This window comes from Paenibacillus sp. CCS19, assembly GCF_033239625.1.
In the GTDB taxonomy this organism is placed as follows: Bacteria; Bacillota; Bacilli; order Paenibacillales; family Paenibacillaceae; genus Paenibacillus_T.
Genome location: NZ_BTCK01000019.1, coordinates 58,538 through 82,219, shown reverse-complemented (window position 1 = coordinate 82,219; position 23,682 = coordinate 58,538). Strand labels below are relative to the sequence as shown.

Sequence of the window (23,682 nt, the reverse complement as noted above, 5' to 3'; positions counted from 1 at the left end):
GATATAGCTTGGGGAGGAGTGTTACGATATGGACGCTACCATGTGGAAGGTGCTCATTGCCGACGATGAGGCCATTATCCGCTGGGGCATTCGGGACGCAGTGAAGTGGGAAGCGCTCGATATGGAGGTTGCAGCGGAAGCGGAGGACGGAGAAGAGGCGCTGGAGCTGGCCGTTCAGCTCGGCATCGATGTGCTGCTTGTCGACCTGAGCATGCCGATTATGAATGGCTTGACGCTTGTGAAACATATTCGAGAGCAGCTCCCGGAATGCCGAATCGTTATTATTACAGGGCACGACGAGTTTGCTTATGCGCAGGAAGCGATACGTCTGAGTGTCGATGATTATATCTTGAAGCCCACCAATCCAGAGCAGCTGACACAGGTGCTGACACGCATTCGCGACGATCTGGCGAACAGCCGGAAGCAGCAGCAGCATCTGGATCATGCATCGAAGCAGATTACGCGCAATTTTCCGCTATTGCGGGAGCGGTTCTGCTTGGAGTGGATCAAAGGGCAGTTGACGGAGGCGGAAGTGGAGGAGCAGCTGCGTTTTCTCATGCTGCCTGACGCTGCGCCTCAGCTCGTTGGCGTCATCCGCTGGCCGGAGACGATTACGGGCGCACCGCTGATGCCGGAGAAAGAGCGCCAGCTGTTCCGATTCGCGATCGAGAATATTGCTGCGGAGCTGTTGGAAGGCTATGACAAGGTGCTGTTCCGCGATGATGCGGGACTAACGGTTATGCTCATCTGGGGCGAGCCGCCGGACCGCGTGTTCCCGGAGATCGAGGAGGCGGTGCGATCGCATCTGAAGCTGCCTGTGCAGGTTCAGGCGGAGGCGTTCAATGGTCCGTTGGACAAGCTGGCCGAGACGTATGAGCTAGCCAAGTCGGCCGTATACCGCGATATGACGCTGTCGCCGCTCGTACGGCGTGCGAAGCAGTATTTGCTGGAGCACTACGGCGATACGGAGATGACGCTGGAGTCGATGGCGGAAGCGCTCGGGGCGTCGCCGGTGTATGTGAGCCGACTGCTGAAGCAGGAGCTGGGCATGACTTTCGTCGGGTATCTGACGCAGCTTCGGATGAAGAAAGCGGTGCAGCTGCTTAGCGGTACCGATCTCAGCATAAATGAGATTGCGGAGCGGGTTGGGTATGATACGCAGCATTATTTCAGTACGGCATTTAAGAAGGTGAATGGCGTGTCGCCGAACCAGTATCGGAAGGGCGGGGCGTTTGACTAGTTGGTTTAAAAGCTTACAGTGTGGAGCCGGTCACTGCGCAGGTGAAAGTTCTTTCGATCGTTGTTGTGTCCAGATTGTTCTGATTAGAGTAGATCAGACAAGGAAACAATCCGGACACAAAGGCGAACGCTGACGCTTCTACAGAATCTTTCACCTGCTCCGTTCCCTTAACGCACACTTTGGGTGCTCGGGGCAGACGTTCCTCCGCTCCGCGGAGGGGGAAACATTGGGTAGCTCGCTGTCCTTCGTCAGCTCGCTGAATAAATGATTTTCTAGCTCGCTGTTTATAAATTAGCTAGCTCGCTCTGTTGAAGATTTGGATCGAAACAGCTCTGTGCGAGCTGTTTCTTTGCTTTGATTTATACCTGTACCGCCCGCCGAGCGCTGGGAGCAAAGCGCGGTGAAGAAATTATAGTTTTAGTTAGTTGATTTGAGATATGTAGTCGTGCGAAGGGTGATTCGTTGTGGAGCTTGGTTTGTTGGTGAAGGGAATTGTGATCGGGTTTTCGATTGCGGCGCCGGTTGGGCCGATTGGGGTGCTGGTGATTCGGCGGACGTTGGCTCAGGGGCGAGTAAATGGCTTGCTGTCTGGATTGGGAGCAGCGAGCGCGGATGCGGTGTATGGGCTTGTTGCTGGACTCGGGTTATCGATTGTAATGAACTTCCTGCTTGGGCTGCAGTTCTGGCTTCACCTGGTAGGTGGATTGTTCTTGTGTTATCTAGGTGTTCGCACTTTCCGATCGATCGCTTCGGACACGCCAGCGAGTGCGCAAGGCCGCCATTTGTTCGGCGCTTATTCATCCGTCTTCCTGCTCACGTTGACAAACCCCATCACGATATTATCCTTCATCGGTATCTTCTCGGGTTTAGGCCCCGCGCAAACAAGTTCAGCGTCAGCGCTAACATTGGTAGTCGGCGTGTTCACAGGCTCAGCCTTATGGTGGCTCATCCTTAGTGCACTAGTCGGTCTGTTCAATAAACACCTCAACGTTCAGTCCTTAACTTGGATCAACCGTCTATCAGGTCTGATCATCCTTTCATTTGGTGCATACGCATTGCTTAGTTTATTAAGCTAATGCCTATAAGCGTAAAACCGTCCATATCTGAGGACGGTTTTTTTATTTCCCCTAAATAGCAGTATAGCGGATAACGCAGCAAGCAAATGATGCTGGAGAAACGAAGTGGTCGCCTTTGTCAACCGGATTGTTACCGATACAGCATTCACATAATCAAACAATCTGGGGACAACAGCGATCGGAAGAACATTCGCTTTCGCAGTGAGATTTAAGCGATGCAAAGGTTTGTTCCACTGTGAAAGCGTTTTAAATCAAAGTTCGTTTTTTATAAAAAGTGCTGATTTATTGTAAATACCTCTCCTGTAACCGCTTGCTATACTGCATATGCACCCGTTGATACGGGCCAAATCATCGAATTAATTTCATAGAGGTCGAGGGGGAAACGACGAATGAAAAAGATGTTGATATTAGTAATGGCGCTCTCCATGGTATTTATGCTGGCGGCATGCGGCAAGAGCTCAAGCTCGGATGGCGAGAACGGTACGGTAGGCGTATCGATGCCGACGAAATCGTCGGAGCGTTGGGTGAATGACGGCGCAAGCATGAAAGCGGAACTCGAGAAGCTTGGCTACGGCGCAGACCTGCAGTATGCGGAAGACGTTGTAGAGAACCAAGTATCGCAGATTGAGAACATGATCACGAAGGGCGTTAAAGCGCTCGTCGTTGCTCCAATCGATGGCGAATCGTTGACGGACGTACTGCAGAAAGCAGCAGACGCGAACATCCCGGTTATTTCGTACGACCGTCTCATCAAAAAAACAGAGAACATCACGTACTACGCAACATTCGATAACTTCAAGGTTGGCGTGCTGCAAGCTTCGTACATCGAAGAGAAGCTCGGCCTGAAAGACGGCAAAGGTCCTTTCAACATCGAGCTGTTCGCAGGTTCGCCTGACGATAACAACGCATACTTCTTCTTCGACGGCGCTATGTCGGTGCTGAAGCCCTACATCGACTCCGGCAAGCTGGTCGTGAAATCCGGTCAAACGAAAATGGAACAAGTTGCAACGCTTCGTTGGGACGGCGCAACAGCACAATCCCGTATGGACAACCTGCTCAGCGCGAACTATGCAAACGCTAACGTAGACGCAGTTCTGTCGCCATACGACGGCATCAGCATCGGCATTCTGTCCTCGCTCAAAGGCGTAGGTTACGGCACGGCTAGCAAGCCGCTTCCAATCATTACGGGTCAAGATGCGGAGCTGGCTTCGGTGAAATCGATCGTTGCAGGCGAGCAAACGCAAACGGTATTCAAAGATACGCGTGAACTGGCGAAGAAAGCGGCTCAAATGGCAGACGCAGTTGTAAAAGGCGAGAAAGTTGAAGTAAACGACGAGAAAACGTACGACAACGGCGTGAAGGTTGTCCCTTCGTTCCTGCTCGAGCCAGTATCGGTAGACGCAGCGAACTACAAGCAAGCGCTTGTCGACAGCGGCTTCTACACAGAAGATCAACTGTCCAAATAATCATTAAACACAAACGGCCGATGAAGAGGGCCATGCGCAGTATCGCCCTCTTCTAGGCTGTACGGTTCATTTTTCCTTATAATGCGTGACTGCTTATAGAAAGAAGGTGCGAACATGTCCCAATACATCTTAGAAATGCGCGGCATCACCAAGACGTTCCCGGGCGTGAAGGCGCTGGAGGACGTTAACCTGAAGGTCAAGGAAGGCGAGATCCACGCGCTGTGCGGCGAGAACGGAGCAGGGAAGTCGACACTGATGAAGGTGTTGAGCGGCGTATATGCACACGGCTCGTATACGGGCGATATTTTGTTCAAGGACAAGGTATGCGAGTTCCGCAACATCAAGGAAAGCGAAGAGCTCGGCATCGTTATTATTCACCAGGAGCTCGCGCTCATTCCGTACTTGTCGATTGCGGAAAATATTTTCCTCGGCAACGAGCGTTCCCGCGGAGGCATTATTAACTGGCACGAAACAACGCTGCGCACAAGAGAACTTCTGCAGCGAGTAGGATTGTACGAATCGCCGAACACGCTCATCAAAGATATCGGTGTCGGCAAGCAGCAGCTTGCAGAGATCGCCAAAGCGCTGGCCAAGCGCGTTAAGCTGCTCATTCTGGACGAACCGACCGCGGCGCTGAATGAGGATGACAGTGCCAATCTGCTGACGCTTATGCTCGAGCTGAAGAAGCAGGGTATCTCCTGCATCATCATCTCCCATAAACTCAATGAAATCGAGCGCGTAGCCGATTCCATCACGATTCTTCGCGACGGCAAGACGATCGAGACGTTGGACAAGAAGCTCGACGGCGTCGATGAAGACCGAATCATTAAAGGCATGGTCGGGCGCGATCTGACGCAGCGGTTCCCAGAGCGGGAGTCGAATATCGGCGACACCATTCTCGACGTGCAGAATTGGAACGTCCACCATCCGCAGCGCGAAGATCAGAAGGTCATCGACAATGTCAGCTTCCACATTCGCAAGGGTGAAGTAGTCGGCATTGCAGGTCTGATGGGTGCAGGTCGCACGGAGCTGGCGATGAGCTTGTTCGGGGGCGCGTACGGCAAGAAGATTAGCGGTACGGTGTTGAAGAACGGCAAGGAGATCAAATTCAAATCCGTCAGTGACGCGATTAACAAAGGTCTTGCTTATGTAACCGAGGACCGCAAGCATTATGGGCTTGTCCTCATCGACGATATTAAGCGGAACATCTCGCTGACGAGTCTGCCGAAGCTGTCGAAGCGCGGCGTCGTGAATCAGAACCGCGAGGTCGTTATCGCAGAAGATTTCCGGAAGAAAATGAACATCAAGTCAAGCGGCATTCACCAGAAGACCGGCAACTTGAGCGGCGGTAATCAGCAGAAGGTCGTTCTCAGCAAGTGGATTTTGTCCGAGCCGGACATTCTCATTCTCGACGAACCGACGCGCGGCATTGACGTTGGCGCCAAATACGAAATCTATACGATCATCAACCAGCTGGCGGCGGAAGGAAAAGGCGTTCTCGTTATTTCCTCCGAGCTTCCCGAAATTCTCGGCATGTGCGACCGCATCTACGTCATGAACGAAGGACGTATGACGGGCGAAGTGACCCGCGAGGAAGCGACGCAAGAGAAGCTGATGAAGCTGATGACGAAGAGCAGGGGGTAATACAACATGGGGACACTTCTTAACATGTTCAAGAACAATATGCGCCAATATAGCATGATTATCGCACTCGTCTTTATTACGGTACTGTTTCAGTTTCTGACCGACGGCATTCTGCTGAAGCCGCTGAACGTCACGAACTTGATTTTGCAAAATAGTTATATTCTCGTTCTGGCCATCGGCATGGTGCTCGTCATCATTACCGGTCACATCGATCTGTCAGTCGGCTCAGTCGCCGCCTTCATAGGTGCTCTAGCGGGCATCATGATGGTCGACATGAACATGCCGTTCTACCTGGCGATCATTCTCTCGCTTGCGCTCGGCGCGCTCGTCGGGGCATGGCAAGGCTTCTGGGTCGCCTATGTGAAGATACCGTCATTCATCGTAACGCTAGCGGGCATGCTCTTGTTCCGTGGTCTGACTATGATCGTGCTCGACGGTCAATCGATCGCACCATTCCCGAAAGCATTTCAGAAGATCAGCTCGGGCTTCCTGCCTGACTTCTCGGTAGGTTCGTTTAACTTCCTGACGATCATTATCGGTATCGTGCTGTCTCTCGTCTATATCGGCATTGAGGTATACAATCGCAGACTGCAGAAGCGTTATGGCTTCGATCCTGCGTCCGGTAAAGGCTTTATCGTGAAAATGGTTGTTATCGTTGCCGTTATCAACCTGTTCATGTATGTACTTGCTTCTTACAAAGGGATCCCGAACATTCTCATTATCCTGTTCGCACTAGTTGTGATTTACTCGTTCGTCATGAATCGTTCCATCATGGGCCGTCACATCTATGCGCTCGGCGGCAATGAGAAGGCAGCAAGTCTGTCCGGCGTGAAGACGAAGAAAGTTACGTTCTGGGTATTCGTCAACATGGGCGTTATGGCAGCGCTGTCGGGTCTCATCTTCGCAGCGCGTCTGAATGCGGCTACACCAAAAGCAGGCACCAACTTCGAGCTTGACGCAATCGCAGCAAGCTTCATCGGCGGCGCATCGGCTTCCGGCGGTATCGGTACGGTTATCGGCGCGATCATAGGCGGCCTTGTAATGGGCGTCATGAACAACGGCATGTCGCTTATCGGTCTGGGCATTGACTGGCAGCAGGGCATCAAAGGTCTCGTATTGCTCGCTGCAGTCGGCTTCGATATCTACAACAAGAATAAATCGTCCTAATGACATAACAAAGGGAGGTCCCGCCAGTTTAATTGGGGCCTCCCTTTTTGTTTTAAGAGCCGCAGCGTGATCAGTCCTCGAATTCGCGTTCCACAATTTCGATCAACAGCGTGTTGCGGTCCGTCTGCACTTCGTCTTCATCCCAGTCGACGCGCAGATAGCGGGGCAGGAGGAACATATCCTCGAGTCGATCCTCCGACAGATGCTTGACCGGGATAAGCGGTTCAATTGAATCTGGCGCGATTGGCTTCAAGGTGGCCAGACAGAAGCCCCAGTCGATCGCGAACTCGACGATATAATCCCAATGGTAGGGAATGACATGAAAGCCGGCCGTCTTAAGTGTAGCTTGTACCGCTGCAAGATATTCCGGCATGACGGAGACGACCGAGCAGGCAATGGCAACGGCACCTCCAGGGTTCAGTCTAGTCTTCAGGAGTCGATAGAATTCAACGGAGAACAGTTTGGTTAGATCAGGTGCCTTCGAGGATGGATCGGGCAGATCGATAATGACGACATCCCAGCGGTCATTGCAATTCTCGAGATATTCCCGTCCGTCTGCCAGAACGGTTTTGACGCGAGGATGATGCAGCGAACCGTTCGTGAAATTGACGAGTGGTTCAAACTCCCTGCCAAGCTGAACGATAATCGGATCGACGTCGACAGCCGTTATTGTCTCGACCTCTGCGTAGCGCAGCGCTTCACGTGCTGTGATGCCCGCGCCAGAGCCGATAATGAGAACAGACTCGCGATTAGCGGCTGCTGCCATCGGTACGTGAACGATAGCTTCGGCATATTGATTTTCCGCTAGATCGGTGCTCATCATCTCGCTGCCATCCGCGTACACGTAGTAGATGCCTTCGCTTTCGGCAACCGCAATTCGTTGGAAAGGCGATCGTTTACGCATGATAACCCGATAATCGCCATCGGGCTCTTCTTCCTCCATGATATAAGACTCGAGCCATTGCTTGCGCCAGTATAGGAGCCCCCATGCTCCCATAACAGCAAATACCCCGATTAAAAGGCCCGTGATAAACGCAAACACGAATGCCATCCCTCCTTGAATCAATCCTGTGCAGCGTACAAGCTCATTTCATACCGTATGCTGGACATAGCCCTTGCGTTTGGGGCCCCGCCTATTTGTGAACAAGTTATAACAGTTGTGAAAGGTTAGCGGTATCACCCTAAAAAAGGTTCTCTTATGCCAAAGGGCTTATTGACAATGATTATCACTGTCGATTATACTCCGTGATGTGATTCGTTAAACTGATCCATTTACGTTCCTTGTGAACGAATACATATATCCATTGAGGAGATGTCTTTTAATGAAAGCCAAGTTGATGTTTGCATCGCTCGCGCTCGCCATGTCCGTCGTATTCGCGGGCTGCTCGTCTGATGATTCGAAGGAGACGGATGCTGCGGTTAAGCCGGCAGATACGGAACAAGCTTCTACAGATTCTACCGATCTGAATACGAAGTTGAAAGACGTACTGGATCAATATCGTCAGTTCTCGATTGAACAAAGCGATTTATTGATCGTGGAGACGGAGAAATTCGTCGCTGCCGTGAAGGGCGGCGATCTGGAGCAGGCGAAGGCGCTGTACGCTCCGACGCGGATGTACTACGAACGTATTGAGCCGATCGCAGAGGCGCTCGGCAACTTCGACCCGGATATCGATGCGCGAGACGGCGATGTTGACGCGGCCGAGTGGCGCGGCTTCCACCGAATTGAGAAAGGGCTGTGGGAAGATAACAAGACAGCAGGCAGCGAAGAATTCGCCGATCGTCTGTTGAGCGACGTCAAGTCGCTGCGCGCACTCATGGAGACCGTTGAAGTTGACACGGCTATGCTGACGACCGGCGCCGTTGAGCTGCTGAACGAAGTGTCTTCATCCAAAGTAACAGGAGAAGAAGAGCGCTACTCGCGCACCGACTTGTATGACTTCGTTGCCAATGTTGAGGGAGCGAAGAAAATTTATGAGCTGCTGAAACCAGAGCTCGCGAGCCAGGATGCGGAGCTCGAGAAGTCGATCGGCGAGAAGTTCACAGCGCTTGAGACGCTTCTTGCGAAATATAAATCCGGTGACGGCTATGTGTCGTTCACGGAATTGAAGGAAGACGATACGCGTTCACTGAGCCAAGCGCTGGACGCGTTGGCAGAGCCATTGTCCCAAATGGGCAAAGCGCTGGGAGTTTAACAGGAGCCATGGCCGATAAACGCAATCAAGGAAACAGCAATCGTAGTGAAGGCAGCAGCATTAGCCGCCGCGATCTGCTGAAGATGGCTGGCATCGGCGGCGCGGGGCTTCTGCTCGGCGGCGCAGGTGTCGGCGTTTTGTTCAAATCCACGACGGACAGCAGTGCCTCGGCATCTACTTCGCCGTCAAACAACAGCTACCATGAAGCGATTCCGTTCTATGGGGAGCATCAAGCGGGCATCGCGACGCCGGCACAGGATTTTGTAGTTTTTGCATCATTTGATGTGACGGCATCCTCTGTTGACGAGGTTCGCAAGTTGTTCCAAGAATGGACGGCTGCCGCTGCAATCATTACGCAGGGCGGAATGATCGGCGAGGATAACGAGAACTTGAATGTTCCGCCCTCCGACACTGGCGAAGCGGCAGGATTGCAGCCATCGAAGACGACGCTGACGTTCGGCGTCGGGCCTTCGTTCTTCGATGGCCGCTTCGGTCTTGCAGGCCGCAAACCTGCGGAGCTGGCGGATCTTCCGGCCTTCAACGGCGATGCGCTGCGCCCGGAATGGATGGGAGGCGACATCGGCGTGCAGGCCTGCGCGAATGATATGCAGGTGGCGTTCCGCGCCATTCGCAACCTGGCCCGCATCGCGCGCGGGAAGGCGGCGCTACGCTGGACGCAGGAAGGTTTCCAGCGGACAGGCGGCGCTGATCCGAGCGGCGGAACAGCACGTAACCTGATGGGCTTCAAGGATGGAACGGGCAATCCGGATGTGACAGACGACGCGAAGATGAATGAGGTCGTCTGGACGCAGGCAGGCGACGGGCCGCAGTGGATGGCAGGCGGAAGCTACATGGTTGTTCGCCGTATCCGCATTCGCGTCGAGGTGTGGGATCGTTCAACGCTGGGCGATCAGGAAGTGACGTTCGGACGTCATCGCGCAAGCGGCGCGCCGCTTGGCAGCGAGAAAGAATTCGATAAGATCGACCTTGAGCGGAAGGATGAGAAGGGCAAGCCGATCATCCCGATTGGTGCGCATATCCGTGTTGCGAAGGAAAACGGGGTTGAAATTTTGCGCCGGTCATTTTCTTATTCGAGCGGTCTAGATACACGGACAGGTCAACTGGATGCAGGGCTTCTGTTCGTCGCATTCAATCGCAATGTAGCGAAGCAGTTCATCCCGATGCAGCGCACGCTAGCGGCAAGCGACCGTCTGAACGAGTATATCGAGCACAACGGCAGTGCGCTGTTTGCTTGCTTCCCAGGGGTCAAGGAAGGCGGCTATATCGGCGATACCTTGCTTTAGAAGTATCACGCATAAGGACTCATATAGATAGGAGTAGCAGTTGAACAGACCGATGCGGCTGGCGGAAGCTGAATCGGTCTGTTCAATTGCTTCCAAGCATGAAAGAGAGGACGCGGTGCTCGCATGTGGAGTAGATGGAGAAGCGTTATTATATCACTGGCGGCAGCGGTTCTTATTATCGCTTCTGTCAGCAGTGCAGAAACCGCATACGCGGCGGCGGCTGGCGAAGTACAGCAATTGGATGAGGCGCAATCAGAGACGCTCGGCAAGATACTTCCTCTTGTCGGCGGGGCGCTTGTCGATATCGGCCGGGACGACCACGAGGCTGCAGCAGAAGCCGTTGCCGAAGCAAGCAAGGAATGGCGGACTGTGAACGCCGGGAATTCTGATTTGGCTGTTAAGGTCGAAGAGGCATTCAGCGCCGCATCGCTTGCGGTTACAGATTCGAAGGCAGAACCCGCCGCCGCGAAGAAGGCGCTTGCCGCGTTAGCGAGTGCCGTCAATGCATTTAAGAAAGCAGCAGTGGCTGATGATACGTTATCTGGTCCTGATGCAGCAGCGGGGCTTGTACCGACGCTTCGCACGCTGCTCGGCCATATTCAAGCCGAGGAATGGTCGGCTGCGAATGCCGATTATCGGATTCTGGAGGGCGCATGGGCCAAATCCGAACAGTCGATTCGTGAAGATAATACGACGGTCTACGGCAACATTGAGACACAGATCAGCATGATTCGGATCAATCTAAGAGCAGAGCCGCCGCGTGCGGAGCAAGCGAATTCGGAGACGGAAACGCTCATTACATACTTGAACGATTATGCGGCAGGCAAGCTTGCAGCAGCCTCTGCTCCCGGCTCCGATCTGACAGTGACGGATCTAATCGCTGTACTGGATCAAGCGACCGCGCTCATCCAATCGGGCAGCGCGTCGGAAGCTGAAGCGAAGCTGCAATCGTTCATTACGATGTGGCCGAATGTCGAAGGGCAAGTATCCATACGCTCTTCCTCCGTCTATCGGAGCATTGAGAACGAGATGACCGAGGCGCCAAGTTATTTGGCAGCCAATCCGCCGCAGCTTGATAAGGCCGAGGCGCTCATCGCGGCGATGAAGAATGAACTTCAGCCTTTCGTCGCGGATGCGAAATATACCGCTTGGGATGCAGGTGCGATCTTGCTCCGGGAAGGCTTGGAAGCGATTCTCGTCCTTGCCGCTCTGCTAGCCTACTTGAAGAAGACGGGCAACGAGAACAAGCGGCGCTGGGTGTGGTCGGGCGTCTGGTCCGGCTTGCTTATCAGCGGTTTGATGGCGCTGGTGCTCACTTATGTCGTGACGAAGGCATCATCGGGCAGCACGCGCGAGATGATCGAGGGTTATGCCGGTCTTGCCTCGGTGCTCCTCATGCTTACGGTGGGCAGCTGGCTGCATGGCAAAACGAATCTGCAGACATGGAATCAATATATCGACCGGACGATGGGCGCTGCGCTTCGCCGCGGCAGTCTCTGGTCGTTATTCGCTGTATCCTGCCTTGCGATTGCGCGCGAAGGGGCGGAGACGACGATTTTCTATATCGGGATGGCGCCATCCATCGCACCCGGCCAGCTTGCGCTGGGCTTCGGCGTTACGTTCGCGCTGCTCGTCGCGCTTGGTTATGTCATCATTACGTTCAGTGTGAAGCTGCCGATACGGTTGTTCTTCATGACCGCTTCCGTGCTGATCTATTACCTCGTGTTCCGCTTCTTAGGCGAAAGTGTCCATTCGCTGCAAGTAGCCGGTACGCTGCCGTCTCACCACGTTGCATCGGTGCCTTCGGTCGACTGGCTCGGCATCTACCCGACATGGGAGACGACCGTGCCGCAGCTTGCGGTGCTTGCGTATATTGCGGGGCAAGTGATCGTCGTCCGCAAGCGTGCCACGCGCATGACGGATGTTGTGACACGATGAATCATCGCAGACCTTAATAAGCGCTGCCTCTATAAGCAAGTGCAAACAAGCTATCTCGCAAGCCAGCATAAGCTGACTGCGGGATAGCTTGTTTTGGTTTCAGGCGAACAGGGCGTGCTCATCCAGGAGACGAGTTACGATCTCGAGAATAGAGAAGGTCTCATGTTCGTATGGTTCGCGTTTCGTCTCAAACGCAATAAGAGTTCGTTAATCGTCGAATCGGGCGATTCAATTATGCCGCTAATGAGCTTATTGAACTTCAGCTTGATATCGCCGATGACGGCTGCATCGTAGGCGCTGCTGTCATACTCGATCTGGAAAGCCATCTGTTCGCCCGGCGTTACTTCCAATGCCAGCGAATAATTCAACTGAACATAAGAGAACGCGCTTTCTAATTCGAGGCCAGCTCCCAGCTGGTTGCTCCGGTCGATCGGATAGTTCTCGAATACAACGATGGAGTCGAACAGTTCGGTTCCTCTTGGCACCTCGCTCCATTGCTGAATAAGGAAGAGAGGCGTCGATTCGAAGCTTCTCGCTTCCGCCTGTTGCTTCTGGAGCTGGTCCAGCCAAGCGCCTGCGGAGAGCTCCGGCTCGATTACGGTTCGCACTGGCAAGGTGTTAATGAACAATCCTGCCGTCTGTTCAATGCCGGCGATTTCGGAAGGCCTTCCCGCCGTTGTCGCCCCGAATACGATATCCTTATTGCCGCTATAATAATGCAGCAGCAAGGCCCACAGCGATTGAATGATTAAGTTGACGGTGACGCGAAGCTGCATGGACGTTCTTCTTAGTCTATCGGTCTGCTCTCGATCAAGGGACCATTCCTCTTCCAGCCACACGGCTTGCAGCTTATCGTTTGCCGAACGCTTCTCCAGTGCGACAGGCTTCTGGAAGCCTTGGAGATATTGCTGCCAGAACGTCTTGGCTTCATCCGTCCGAAGATTAGAGATCCACTGGATATACTGCTTGTACGAAGGGGCTGCATGGTTCTCGACTGGCTTGCCGCAACAGAGCGATTCATAGGCGTTGAAGGACTGTTTAAGTAAGATGGCAAGCGACCAGCCGTCCAACAGGATATGGTGATGCGTCCACGTGAAATGGAAGCGGTCGTCGCTCAGCTTAATGAGGTTAAACCTCATGGAGGACGGTTCCGCAAGTTCAAACGGCGTCCGGCGGTCTTCCGCCAGCAGTTCGTTCAGCTTCTCTTGTATCGCTGCTGCAGGGTAGTCGCTCCAATCCCGATATGTCCACCCCGTCAGTCGGTTCCCTGCTGTACACACGACTTGAAGCGGTTCTTCCACTCCATTCCACACGAATGCCGTTCTTAGCAGCGCATGACGGTGCTGCAAGATGGTCCAGGCTGTTTCCAGCGTATTCGGATCCAGCGCTCCTCTAATTACGCAATTGAATTGAGCAATGTACGGCGGGCTGGCACTCGTATGCAGAAGGGAATGAAAGAGCATTCCCGATTGCATTGGGGACAGCCTATAGATTTCCTCTACGTTGTCGTATCGTTCGATGATTTGTGCCAACTGGGTCGAGTCCAGCGTCGCAAGCGGGAAATCGCTGGGGACAAGCGCTTCGGCAGCATAAGCTTGACCAGTCGCAGCTGTCGCAATTAATACGTCCTCATATTGCCGAGCGAAGCTCGCGATCGTTTCTTCCATATGAAGATTAGAACTGTAGGTGAAATTGATCTGCAATTGGCCTTTGATTACGGCGCAATCTAGCGCAACCAAGTGACTTCTAACGGACGCCGGGTCTCTCGGCAAGCCGGCATTCAACTGGCTGACAGCGAACAATTGCGGAGTCGTCGAATACGCATCCAGTTGACCGAGATAATTGAAGCATAACGGCGCATTCGGCATCGATTTTAAGGAAGACACATGAGGATCGGATGAAAGATAGGATAACAGTCCATATCCGATGCCGTTGTTCGGCACTTGCCTTAATTTCAATTTCGCATGTTTGATCGATTGAACGAGAGAAGCGTCCCCCCGATTATCCAATACAACAGGGTACATGCTCGTAAACCAGCCCACCGTACGGCTAATGTTGACATTGTCGAACAACTCTTCTCTTCCATGCGATTCCAGATCGATGAGGAGTTGATTGCTCCCTGACCAACTGATGTAAGCATTAAGGAGCGCCCCAAGCAATAGTTCGTTGATCGATGCGTGATACGACTTCGGAGCTAGCGTCAGCAATTGCCTAGTTACTGCTTCTGTTAACGAGATTTGTATCCGGCGCGCACTGCTTTCCAGATTAGCACCGGCCTCGTTATCGACGGGGAAATAGGATGCTGCGGTTGTCAATTCCGATCGCCAATAGTCCCATTCCTTCCGCACTGACTCGCCTTGCGCGTAGGTAGACAATTGTTCGGACCATTGTTTGAATGACGTCGTTCTCGGTGGAAGCGCTGCATGATCTCCGTTCTCCAGCTGCTGGCAGACCGATTGCAGATCGTCAAGAAGAATACGCCAAGAAACGCCATCGACCAGCAGGTGATGAATGACGATCAGCAGGCAGCTTGGATGAATGGCATTCCCTTGGAAATAGGCTGCCAAGATCGTATTGCCTTGGAGCAGATCCATGGACTGCTGCAGTCTAATAGTGGTCTCATCGATATAGTGATGGATGAGAGGTTTGTCACCGCTAGGCAATTCGAATGCTTGCAATTGAATCGGCACATAATCGTTGCTCTGGTGCTGGATCCATTGTCCCTCGATTCTCTTAAAGCTCATGCGCAGCGCATCATGATGCTCGCATAGAAGATTAATCGCTTTCTCCAACGCAGCCGGATTCACATGCTCGTTCATATAGAGGAGGGCTGTCTGATTATAATGACCGGGCTGCGGATAATGCTGCTCTAGAAACCAATGCTGAATGGGCGTAAGCGGCAGAGGGCCTTCGGCAGGAGCGTCCTGAATTTGTTCCGAAGGCTGAACGATTTCTGCCACTCTGGCGAGCTCTGCAATCGTCTGATGCTGGAAAATATGCTTCGGGCTGATTTTGATTCCACGCTGGCCTGCCAGCATGATCATCTGCAGCCCTGTGATCGAATCGCCGCCGAGCTCGAAGAAATTGTCGCGGCTGCGAACGGCGGAGCATTGCAGCAAAGCGCTCCAAATGGCAGCAAGCTCGATTTCGACGGCGGATGACGGAGTCTCTTCCTCCAAAGGCGAAGTCGATTCCGTCGCATGATCAAGCTGGGCGAGCAAAGCGCGGTCTATTTTGCCGTTAGGCGTCAAGGGCAGCTCCTCGAGCTGTATGAACTGAGAAGGAATGCTGTAAGCAGGCAGTTTAAGAGACATGAAAGATTGTAAGTCTGCTCGGTTTACGTCTAGTTCATCGGAGGAGATGAAGTAGGCTGCCAGCCTTGTGCCGCCGGAATCGGATTGTTTCACGACGACAATGCATTCCCGAATCGCAGGATGACGCGCAAGCACGGATTCGACTTCTTCCATCTCGATTCGAAAGCCTCTGATCTTGACCTGCTTATCCCGGCGCCCCAGAAATTCAAGATTGCCGTCGGGCATTAGACGTACGAGATCCCCTGTACGATACATGCGCTGATTAGAGCCTGGATACCAAGGATTCGCGATGAACTTCTCCTTGGTCAGCTCCTTCTGATTCCAATAACCGTCCGCAATGCTGTACCCGCCGATATACAGCTCGCCAGGCACGCCTAACGGGACAAGCTGCTGCTGTTCGTCCATCACGTAGGATGCTCTTCGACACATCGCCTTGCCGATGGGAATAGGCTTGTCCGCTTCCCACTCCGTGCCGTGAACGATCTCGAATAGATGCGAGGTGATGATCGTCTCGGTCGGCCCATAGACGTTGAATAATCGGGTGGCACCTGCCTCTAAACTGTTCCAGGCGTGAAGATGCTGCGGGAGCATCGCTTCACCGCCTACGATAAACAGCCGCAGAGCGGATGGAAGGCGGATCTGATTTCGATGCCATTCATCCACCAGTCGATACCAATAGGCTGTTGGCAGATTGGACACGCTGATCTGCTCGGCTTCAGCCCTTTCATGGAATTGCGATGGACTCCATAGCTCTTCATCTCTCAGAACAAGCTTGGCTCCATGGAGGAGCGGCACGAGAATTTGTTCGATGGAGGTGTCGAAGTTAAAGGACGAGAATTGCAGCACACAGTCGTTAGCCGTGATGCCATAGCTTTCGGCGGCGGCTAGAATATGATGAAGGAGCTGGTTGTGTTTGACCACAACGCCTTTCGGCCGTCCTGTCGATCCGGATGTATATAAGAGATAAGCATCCGTAGTTTCCGGTATGGAGGACAGTGCGATCCTATCATTTGCCACAGGATCAGTCGTCTGGATTCGCATAAGCGGAATATTCCAATTGAAGGTGATCGTTGTGGAATGGATGATTCGCTTAATTCCGCTGTCCTGCACGATATAAGCTAACCGTTCTTCGGGATAGCTCTTATCCAGCGGGACGTATACGGCGCCTGCCTTCCAGATGCCGAGTGCGCCGATAACCGTATCAATCGAACGTTCGGCGAATAGGCCGACAGGCGTGCCCACCTGAACATCGGCTGCCAGCAGCTGATGAGCAAGCTGGGATGAACGGAGATCGAGCTGTCTATACGTCATGCTGTCCTGCCCGCATGCAACGGCAATCTTGTCAGGGGTCGCAGCGGCAGCCCTATCGAAATAGTCGATCAAGGTACCGCCCGCAGGCTGATAAGCCAGCTTGTCGTTGTCCGCGAGCAGGAGCTGTTCCTCTTCGGGCGTAATTAAGCGTAGACGGTCAATGGGAGCATCCGGATGAAGAAGCGCCGATTCGACGAGCGTTACGAAGTTTTGCGACATCCGGTTCATTTTGTCCGCTGAGAAGAGGTCTGTGTTATAAAGAAAAACGCCTTGCAAGTAACCGCCGTCTTTGATGATGGACAATGAAAGATCGAATTGCCCTTCCTGCTGAGGCAGAGGGTAAGGCTTGATTGTTAAGCTGCCAAGCTGCATAACGGTATCCGGATCGCCGATCATAAACTTGGAGAATTGTTGGTTCTCCAGTCTTGGCGCCCGCTGATAGGCGAACATCGATTGGAAGATCGGAGTGCGCGACGAGTTGCGATGTACCCCGACCTCATCGACGACAACTGCGAACGGAACGTCTTGATGCTGCATCGCTTGAAGCATCGTTTCTTTGACCTGATCGATCAAGGCTCGAACCGTCGTATGCCCGTCACAAGCGGCACGAACGGCAATCGGGTTCGAGAAGTAGCCGACGACATCCTCGTAAGCTGTCAATTGACGGCCTGCGGTCGGTATCCCAACGACAATATCGTTCTGCGACGTATATCGAAATAACAAGATATTATAAATGGCAAGCAGAACCGTGAATGACGTTACGCCGAATTGCCCTGCGGCCTCATCGATTCGCATAACGATCTTAGGATCGATCAGGAATCGAATGGAGTTGCCGTTGAACGTTTGTTTATGCGGTCTAGCATAATCGGTTGGCAGCTCAAGAAGCGGAAGCTCGCCTCCAAGAGCAGCTTTCCAGTAAGCAAGCTTAGATTCGCTTTCTGGGCCGTTCAACAGCTTGGACTGTTGTTGCATGAAGCTTTCGAAGGTGGCGCCAAGTTTAGGAAGCTGGCTTGGTGTACCGTGAAGGATGCTCGTATATAGAGCGGCTAATTCGTCAACAAGAATGGACAGCGACCAATAATCGCTCACAATATGATGAACGACCAATAGGACAATCGTTTCCCGTTCATTCTCGTACAGATGAAATCTCGCCGGCGATTGCTTCTCCAGCTGGAAGGGCACCTTGGCATGCTGCGCAACAAGCTCATAGATCTCCGAATCGGACAACTGGCTTACATGATGCAGATGCACAGGAAGCTCCAAGGTATGATGAACGACCTGCATCGGCTGCCCATCATGACCGGTTTCGAAGGTCGTTCTCAGCGCCTCGTGCCTGCGGGAGAGCTGTTGGATCGCCTCATTCAGCACATCGTAACGAAGAGGGGAGACGATTCTCCCCGAGAACAGGATATGATAAGCATGGCTATCGGGCTCGAGATGATAAACGAACCACATGGAGCTTTGTCCCTTGGATAGTGGAAAAGCTTTCTTGCTTTTGCTTTTCGTTTCAAGGATTTTACGCAGCATTTCACGTTTCTGTTCAGCTGTCTGCGGTGCATCTTGACGCATATCCTTCATGGGGCGATTCCTTTCATTCGTGATATCGTTGTAATAGCCGTTCGATTTCCTCATCGGTAAGGTCGTCCAATTGCTCCAGCAATTGCTCGGCATCGATGCTCTCTTCGACGGGCTGATCCGGCTTGGCGGCTTCGGGCGAGAAGTCCTGCTGCGCAGCCGCCGCGACTTCCTGCAGCTGCTGCTGTTGAACGATTGCGCCCAGCTTGGCTATTGAAGGTCCTTGCAGCAAGGAAACGAGAGGCAGTTGGATCCGGAAAGCAGAATCGATCTTCCGCTTGAGCTCCATGGTAAGCAGAGAATCAAAGCCCAGGGACAACAAAGAGATGTGCGGATCCACACGATCCTTCTGAATACGAAGCGTATTCGCCACCGCCTGCAATAAATACGATTCGATGTCGGCCGTTTGATTGTCGCTATCGGCAATTGCAATCGAAGCCCTGCTCTCTTCCGGTTGAATGGTCTCTTCTGCATAACGAACAGCGCTGACTTGAGGGTGCGGATATGCAGCGATCCGTTTCAACATGCGCAAGCCATCCTCGGGCTGAAGCAGCTTGAGCGCTCCGAATTGATGGCTGTCTTGCTGTTTATAACTGGACGCCATTCCTACCTCCGCCCATGGTCCCCAGTTGATAGAGGTTGCCTTCATGCCGAGCGATTGCCGATAATGGGCGAATGCATCCAAGAAGGCATTGCCGGAAGCATAAGCGGATAACATCGGCGAGCCGATAATCGTGGACGCCGATGAGAATAGAATAAAGGCGTCAAGCGGCTCGTCCTCCAGCAGTCTATGAAGATTGACGGTGCCTTCGATCTTCGGTGCAATAATGGAATGCCAAGTTTGCTCGTCCGTCAGGGCAATCGATTGCCCTTGCGCTATGCCTGCCAGATGATAGACCTGTCTGATGGAAGGGTAGTTCAGTTCCTTGAGACGTTCCTTTAATCGAAGCAGCGAATCTAGATTCGTCACATCAGCCGAACCGACCCATACGTTGGCTCCGAGCGCTTCGATGCGTTCGATTGCTTGTATGATCGGAAATACCGGATCCGCTTCCGGAATTCGGGACCACTCATCCCGATCGGGAAGTTGTCTTCTGCCGATAAGCGCAAGGTGCTTCGAACCTTGCTTCGCAGCCCACGTCGCCAGTGCAAGTCCGATACCGCCTAGACCGCCAGTAATAAGCCAAGTTCCCGTATCCGGCGCTATCGACTCGGCTTGCAATTGATCGTTCCTCGCTTCCGTAATCGGAAGCAGCTCTCTCTCATACCGGGCGCCATTGCGATAAGCAGCAAACGTACCGGCTATCGAGACGGATAGTGCCTTGGCCGCTTGGCTGGTTGCCTGCTCGACCGTCAAAGCCTTCGCGATGTCAATGATTCCGCCGAACAGCTCCGGCATCTCGACTTCGAGCGATCTGGCATAACCCCAGTAAGGGGATTGATAAGGATCAAGCTCTTCGCCGTTCTCTACGCACACGCCGCCGCTAGTTAAGATCCACAGCTGGAGCGGGTGACGGGAGCGGATGTCGATCAAATGCTGGGTTAGATGCACGGCACGGTAAAGCTTCTTGTTATAAATAGATGCCGCATCATCTGGTTCCGACGGTTGGAACAGAATGGCACGCGTTGGCCGGATACCTGTCTGCTCCGCGAACTGCATCAATTCATGCATCTGCTCGCGTGAAGCGATGTCCATCTCAATCAGGTTCGGTTCTAGCACCTGATACTCTGTTCCGGGGCGTACGATGATGCTGTCGCTCGCCTCTGCATATCGTTGCAAAGCTGCTGCCAATGCGGTGCCAAATGCGACTTGATCGGTAAATATAAGGTTCATGCCGGTGAGGCGGGCAGACGCTAGCCCATCACCGCCCGAACGGAGAACGAAGCGCGGCTCATACAGCAAGCTGTCGGCCTTGGTTTCAGGCATGATCTGGAAACAGACGCCTTCAAGCATGACGAGAACTTGACCATTGTCGTCGCATATTGTAATGTCACCGATCAATTGGTCCCCGCGCGTCTCGTTCGCTCTCTTGCGTGCGACGCACCAGACTTGATCCGGCAATTTCTCGTACATGCGAACCTCGTCGATGCCGGTCGGCATATAGACGCCGGATGCTTCGGAGCGTTCGGTCGCAAGCAGCGAATGCCCGCAAGCATCAAGAAGAGCAGGATGAAGCAAATAGGGATTCCTCTCATCGATTAAGGATGCCGCTAGTTCGATCTTGGCAACAATTTCGCTGCCGCCTGGTGCGGTCCATACCTGCTTAACGTTCTGGAAGGTTTCACCGTAGAAGAAGCCATACTTGAATAAGGATTGGTAGAATTGCTGACCGGATATCGGCTCGGAACAACGTTGGAGCAAGTCTGGAATATCCAGCGAAGGCTGCAGCAAGTCCGAGCCGGCAATCCGAGCCGTACCGCTTGCGTGCGCCAGCCATTCCGTGGTTCCTTGTTCGACTCGTGCGCTATGGATAGCGAATTCCACGAACGACTCTTCTGCTTTCAGTGAGAGATGAAGCTCGTACTCATGTTCCGGTTCCAGGAATAGCGCATGGGTCGTCTTCAGCTCGGACAGGACCAGGGCGCTGCTTCCGAAGCTCTGATGCAGAGCGCTCACGATCATCTCTACATATGCCGCACCCGGCAGCACGACAGCGTTCTGTATCACGTGATCGTTGATCCACGGGAACCGCCGCTCGCTGATGACGCTCTTCCATAGGTCGATCCGAAGAGGAGCGGGAAGGTTTTCTTGGCTGCCTAGCAGCCCGTTGGCATTGGCAGCGTATCCGGTTCTGCTTGCATGCAAGGAATGCCGATTGTTCGGCTCCAGCCAGTAACGCTCATGCTGCCAAGGGTAGCTAGGCAGCGAACACCATTTCCCTCCTTCGTGTATGGAATGCCAGTCGATGTCAATGCCTTGACAATAGAGTTGGCTGACAAGACGATTCAGCAGTTTGCGGTCATCTTCCGATTTGTTAAGCGTGTAGAAGGATTCTGCAGCTTTGCTGCGGGATTCGATGATTTGCTTAATCGGCTTAATCAGCACGGGATGAGGGGAGATCTCGATGATTATCCGGTCCCCCGCATGCAGCGCCTCATGGACCGCAGCTTCGAACAAGACGGGACTGCACATTTGGTGTGCCCAGTAATGAGGTGCAAAAGATCGGTCGTCGGAACGTTTGCCGGTAAGCGTCGAGTAGACGGGTATTGCAGGAGGCATTACGGCAATGCCGTTAATCTCGCTCTGCAGCTTATCTGCGTAGGTTAATAGCTGCCTGCTATGAAAAGCATAATTGACAGGCAGATACGTACAAGCAATCGAATGGTTATGCAGTTCGTTCTCGAATGCTCGAAGCTCGGTGTCGCTGCCGCACACGACAGTGGATTGAGGGCCGTTTACTGCCGCTATATCAACGGCGAGATTGGAAGTCGATAGAATTTGGGCGATTTCTCGCTCCGATGCCAGCACCGCAAGCATTCGCCCTCGTCCTGTAACTTCTTGCATATTGAGACTGCGATAATAGATGACCTTGAGCGCATCCGTCAGACTTAATGCCCCTGATAAGTAAGCGGCAGTCACTTCGCCAAGGCTGTGGCCGATAAGGCTGTTAGGACGAATGCCGAGCGCGAGCAGCTTGGCGGCGATGCCGACTTGAAGGGCGAATAGAGCGGGCTGCGCAATCGAAGTTTCGTTCATTCGGCTGTCAGCTTCATCTCGCTGCCATTCTTCCAGCAGCGAGATGCCCGATAGAGATTGGAAGACGTCGTTGCATTCGACTACGGCTTTTCGGAAAACCGGGTCACTGTTGAGCAAGTCCCGAGCCATTCCCCACCATTGCGGGCCTTGCCCCGAGAACACATAGCAGATGCGCTTTGCGGCGTAGCCTGCTTTGCCGGTGCAGATATCTACTGCGGCTGGTTTGCCATCGAGATAACCATTGAGCTGGACTATCAATTCCGCGATATCCTGGAATACGAAACAGATTCGATACGGATGATGCGTTCGTCTGACCGAAGCAGAATAGCAGAGATCGAGTATCGCTGCCGACTGATCCGATTGAATCCGTTCGAGGTAAGCCTGTACCAGCTTGCGTAGCGAGCTTTCCGATCTGGCAGAGAGCGGAAGGAGATGAGACATCGCGTCTATCGGACGTTGACCAGGCTCCAAGCGCTCGTCACCTGCAGGTGCTTCTTCTAGAACGACGTGGGCGTTCGTGCCTCCGAATCCGAAAGCGCTGACGCCAGCCAGTCTGGTACGGCTGCTTGTCCAATCGCGCCGTTCGGTTGCGACTTGAAGCGGTAGCGAATCGAAAGGTATATAAGGGTTCGGCTTATCGAAATGAAGGCTGGGAACGATCTGTTTGTGCTGCAGCATAAGCGCTGTTTTGATGAAGCCGGCTATCCCTGCGGCTGACTCCAGATGCCCGATATTCGATTTGACGGAGCCAACCAGGCAAGGTTCCTCCGGATTGCGCCCTTCCGCCAATACGGTTCCGAGCGCATTCGCCTCGATCGGATCGCCAAGCAGCGTTCCGGTACCGTGCAGCTCCACGTATTGAATGTCGCCGGGCTTGACGCCCGCATTCTGATACGCCTCTGCGAGCACTTTCTCCTGCGAGAATCGATTCGGCGCCATTATGCCGTTCGTGCGGCCGTCCTGGTTGACTGCGCTCCCTCGAATAACGGCAATGATCGGGTCTCCGTCCCGCTCGGCATCGCTTAACCGTTTCAATACGACGACGCCAACCCCCTCTCCTCGCGAGAAGCCGTTGGCTGCTGCGTCGAAAGTTCGAATGTTTCCATCGGCGGACAACACCCCGGCTTTGCTGAAGAAGACATGGCCGGCAGGAGATAGGATGATATTCACGCCGCATGCAATGGCGAGCGGCGAGGAGTCGCCCGATCGAAGGCTTTGGCAGGCCTCATGAATCGCAACCAGGGAGGAGGAGCAGGCTGTATCGATGCTAAGGCTAGGTCCTCTGAAATCGAAGAAGTAAGAAATTCGATTGGCCGTTATGGCCAATTGGCTGCCGGGACCGGTGAAGGCGTCAATATCATCGATATGCTGAATTTGCATATTGCCGTAATCTGCATTCATCGCACCGACGAATACGCCGACTTTGCGTCCCTCCAAGCTTGCTGGACGTATGCCGGCATGCTCGAGCGCTTCCCAACAAGTCTCCAAGAGAAGCCGCTGCTGCGGATCCATCTTGGCAGCTTCCCTTGGCGAGATACCGAAAAATAGCGCATCGAATTCGCGTACGTTATGCAGGAACGAGCCATGCTTTGACACTTTATAATCCAAATAATCGAAGTCATCCGGATTCCAGCGCTCGACCGGAATCGGCTCGATCATGTTCATTTGATTGGTTAGCAGATGCCAATATTGTTCCGGGTTGTCTGCTCCCGGTAGGCGGCAAGACATGCCGATCAGCGCGATAGGTTCCATAAT

11 protein-coding genes are annotated in these 23,682 nt (G+C 53.3%); 8 read left to right on the top strand and 3 right to left on the bottom strand.

Annotated features, from left to right (window positions below):
• Window positions 1–28 precede the first annotated feature (28 nt).
• The 5 genes from SBI19_RS14860 to mmsB all read left to right on the top strand — a co-directional run bounded on the left by SBI19_RS14860 (window position 29) and on the right by mmsB (window position 6,593).
• Window positions 29–1,240, top strand: a complete 1,212-nt coding sequence (locus tag SBI19_RS14860) for a response regulator (protein ID WP_317969473.1) — start codon at window positions 29–31, stop codon at window positions 1,238–1,240.
• Between the two features lie 476 nt (window positions 1,241–1,716).
• Complete coding sequence (locus tag SBI19_RS14855; protein WP_483312295.1) at window positions 1,717–2,316, top strand: LysE family translocator; 600 nt, start codon at window positions 1,717–1,719, stop codon at window positions 2,314–2,316.
• Between the two features lie 389 nt (window positions 2,317–2,705).
• Window positions 2,706–3,782 carry a multiple monosaccharide ABC transporter substrate-binding protein gene (chvE, locus tag SBI19_RS14850; RefSeq protein WP_317969471.1) on the top strand — a complete coding sequence of 359 codons (1,077 nt, stop codon included), beginning with the start codon at window positions 2,706–2,708 and terminating at the stop codon, window positions 3,780–3,782.
• 114 nt (window positions 3,783–3,896) lie between these two features.
• A complete protein-coding gene (gene mmsA, locus SBI19_RS14845; protein WP_317969469.1) occupies window positions 3,897–5,426 on the top strand; it encodes a multiple monosaccharide ABC transporter ATP-binding protein in 1,530 nt (509 codons plus the stop codon).
• Window positions 5,427–5,432: 6 nt separating this feature from the next.
• Complete coding sequence (gene mmsB, locus SBI19_RS14840) at window positions 5,433–6,593, top strand: multiple monosaccharide ABC transporter permease (RefSeq protein WP_317969467.1); 1,161 nt, start codon at window positions 5,433–5,435, stop codon at window positions 6,591–6,593.
• A gap of 70 nt (window positions 6,594–6,663) precedes the next feature.
• Here mmsB and SBI19_RS14835 read toward each other — a convergent pair whose 3' ends face one another.
• Window positions 6,664–7,635: a spermine/spermidine synthase domain-containing protein gene (locus SBI19_RS14835; protein WP_317969466.1), complete on the bottom strand. Its 972-nt coding sequence runs from the start codon at window positions 7,633–7,635 to the stop codon at window positions 6,664–6,666.
• A 280-nt stretch (window positions 7,636–7,915) separates the two neighbouring features.
• On the opposite strand from SBI19_RS14835, the gene efeO reads away from it, so the two are divergent.
• From efeO to SBI19_RS14820, 3 genes are all read left to right on the top strand, one after another.
• Window positions 7,916–8,788 carry an iron uptake system protein EfeO gene (efeO, locus tag SBI19_RS14830; protein ID WP_317969465.1) on the top strand — a complete coding sequence of 291 codons (873 nt, stop codon included), beginning with the start codon at window positions 7,916–7,918 and terminating at the stop codon, window positions 8,786–8,788.
• Window positions 8,789–8,796: 8 nt separating this feature from the next.
• Entirely contained in the window at window positions 8,797–10,092 is a 1,296-nt protein-coding gene (gene efeB / locus SBI19_RS14825; RefSeq protein WP_317969464.1) for an iron uptake transporter deferrochelatase/peroxidase subunit, read from the top strand.
• A 123-nt stretch (window positions 10,093–10,215) separates the two neighbouring features.
• Window positions 10,216–12,030, top strand: coding sequence for an FTR1 family protein (locus tag SBI19_RS14820; RefSeq protein ID WP_317969463.1), 1,815 nt, complete (start codon window positions 10,216–10,218; stop codon window positions 12,028–12,030).
• Between the two features lie 134 nt (window positions 12,031–12,164).
• On the opposite strand, the gene SBI19_RS14815 is transcribed toward SBI19_RS14820, so the two are convergent.
• Both SBI19_RS14815 and SBI19_RS14810 read right to left on the bottom strand, forming a co-directional pair.
• On the bottom strand, window positions 12,165–18,287 hold the full coding sequence (locus tag SBI19_RS14815; RefSeq protein ID WP_317969461.1) for a non-ribosomal peptide synthetase: 6,123 nt from the start codon (window positions 18,285–18,287) through the stop codon (window positions 12,165–12,167).
• Window positions 18,247–23,679 carry an SDR family NAD(P)-dependent oxidoreductase gene (locus tag SBI19_RS14810; RefSeq protein WP_317969460.1) on the bottom strand — a complete coding sequence of 1,811 codons (5,433 nt, stop codon included), beginning with the start codon at window positions 23,677–23,679 and terminating at the stop codon, window positions 18,247–18,249. Before SBI19_RS14810 ends, SBI19_RS14815 begins: the two co-directional genes overlap by 41 nt.
• Between the last annotated feature and the right edge of the window lie 3 nt (window positions 23,680–23,682).

What these genes read in the sequence shown, in the direction of transcription:
- SBI19_RS14860 (WP_317969473.1), top strand. Translation starts at nt 29, where the DNA reads ATGGACGCTACCATGTGGAAGGTGCTCATTGCCGACGATGAGGCCATT.
- chvE (WP_317969471.1), top strand. Translation starts at nt 2,706, where the DNA reads ATGAAAAAGATGTTGATATTAGTAATGGCGCTCTCCATGGTATTTATG.
- mmsA (WP_317969469.1), top strand. Translation starts at nt 3,897, where the DNA reads ATGTCCCAATACATCTTAGAAATGCGCGGCATCACCAAGACGTTCCCG.
- mmsB (WP_317969467.1), top strand. Translation starts at nt 5,433, where the DNA reads ATGGGGACACTTCTTAACATGTTCAAGAACAATATGCGCCAATATAGC.
- efeO (WP_317969465.1), top strand. Translation starts at nt 7,916, where the DNA reads ATGAAAGCCAAGTTGATGTTTGCATCGCTCGCGCTCGCCATGTCCGTC.
- efeB (WP_317969464.1), top strand. Translation starts at nt 8,797, where the DNA reads ATGGCCGATAAACGCAATCAAGGAAACAGCAATCGTAGTGAAGGCAGC.
- SBI19_RS14820 (WP_317969463.1), top strand. Translation starts at nt 10,216, where the DNA reads ATGTGGAGTAGATGGAGAAGCGTTATTATATCACTGGCGGCAGCGGTT.
- SBI19_RS14815 (WP_317969461.1), bottom strand. Translation starts at nt 18,287, where the DNA reads ATGAGGAAATCGAACGGCTATTACAACGATATCACGAATGAAAGGAAT.
- SBI19_RS14810 (WP_317969460.1), bottom strand. Translation starts at nt 23,679, where the DNA reads ATGGAACCTATCGCGCTGATCGGCATGTCTTGCCGCCTACCGGGAGCA.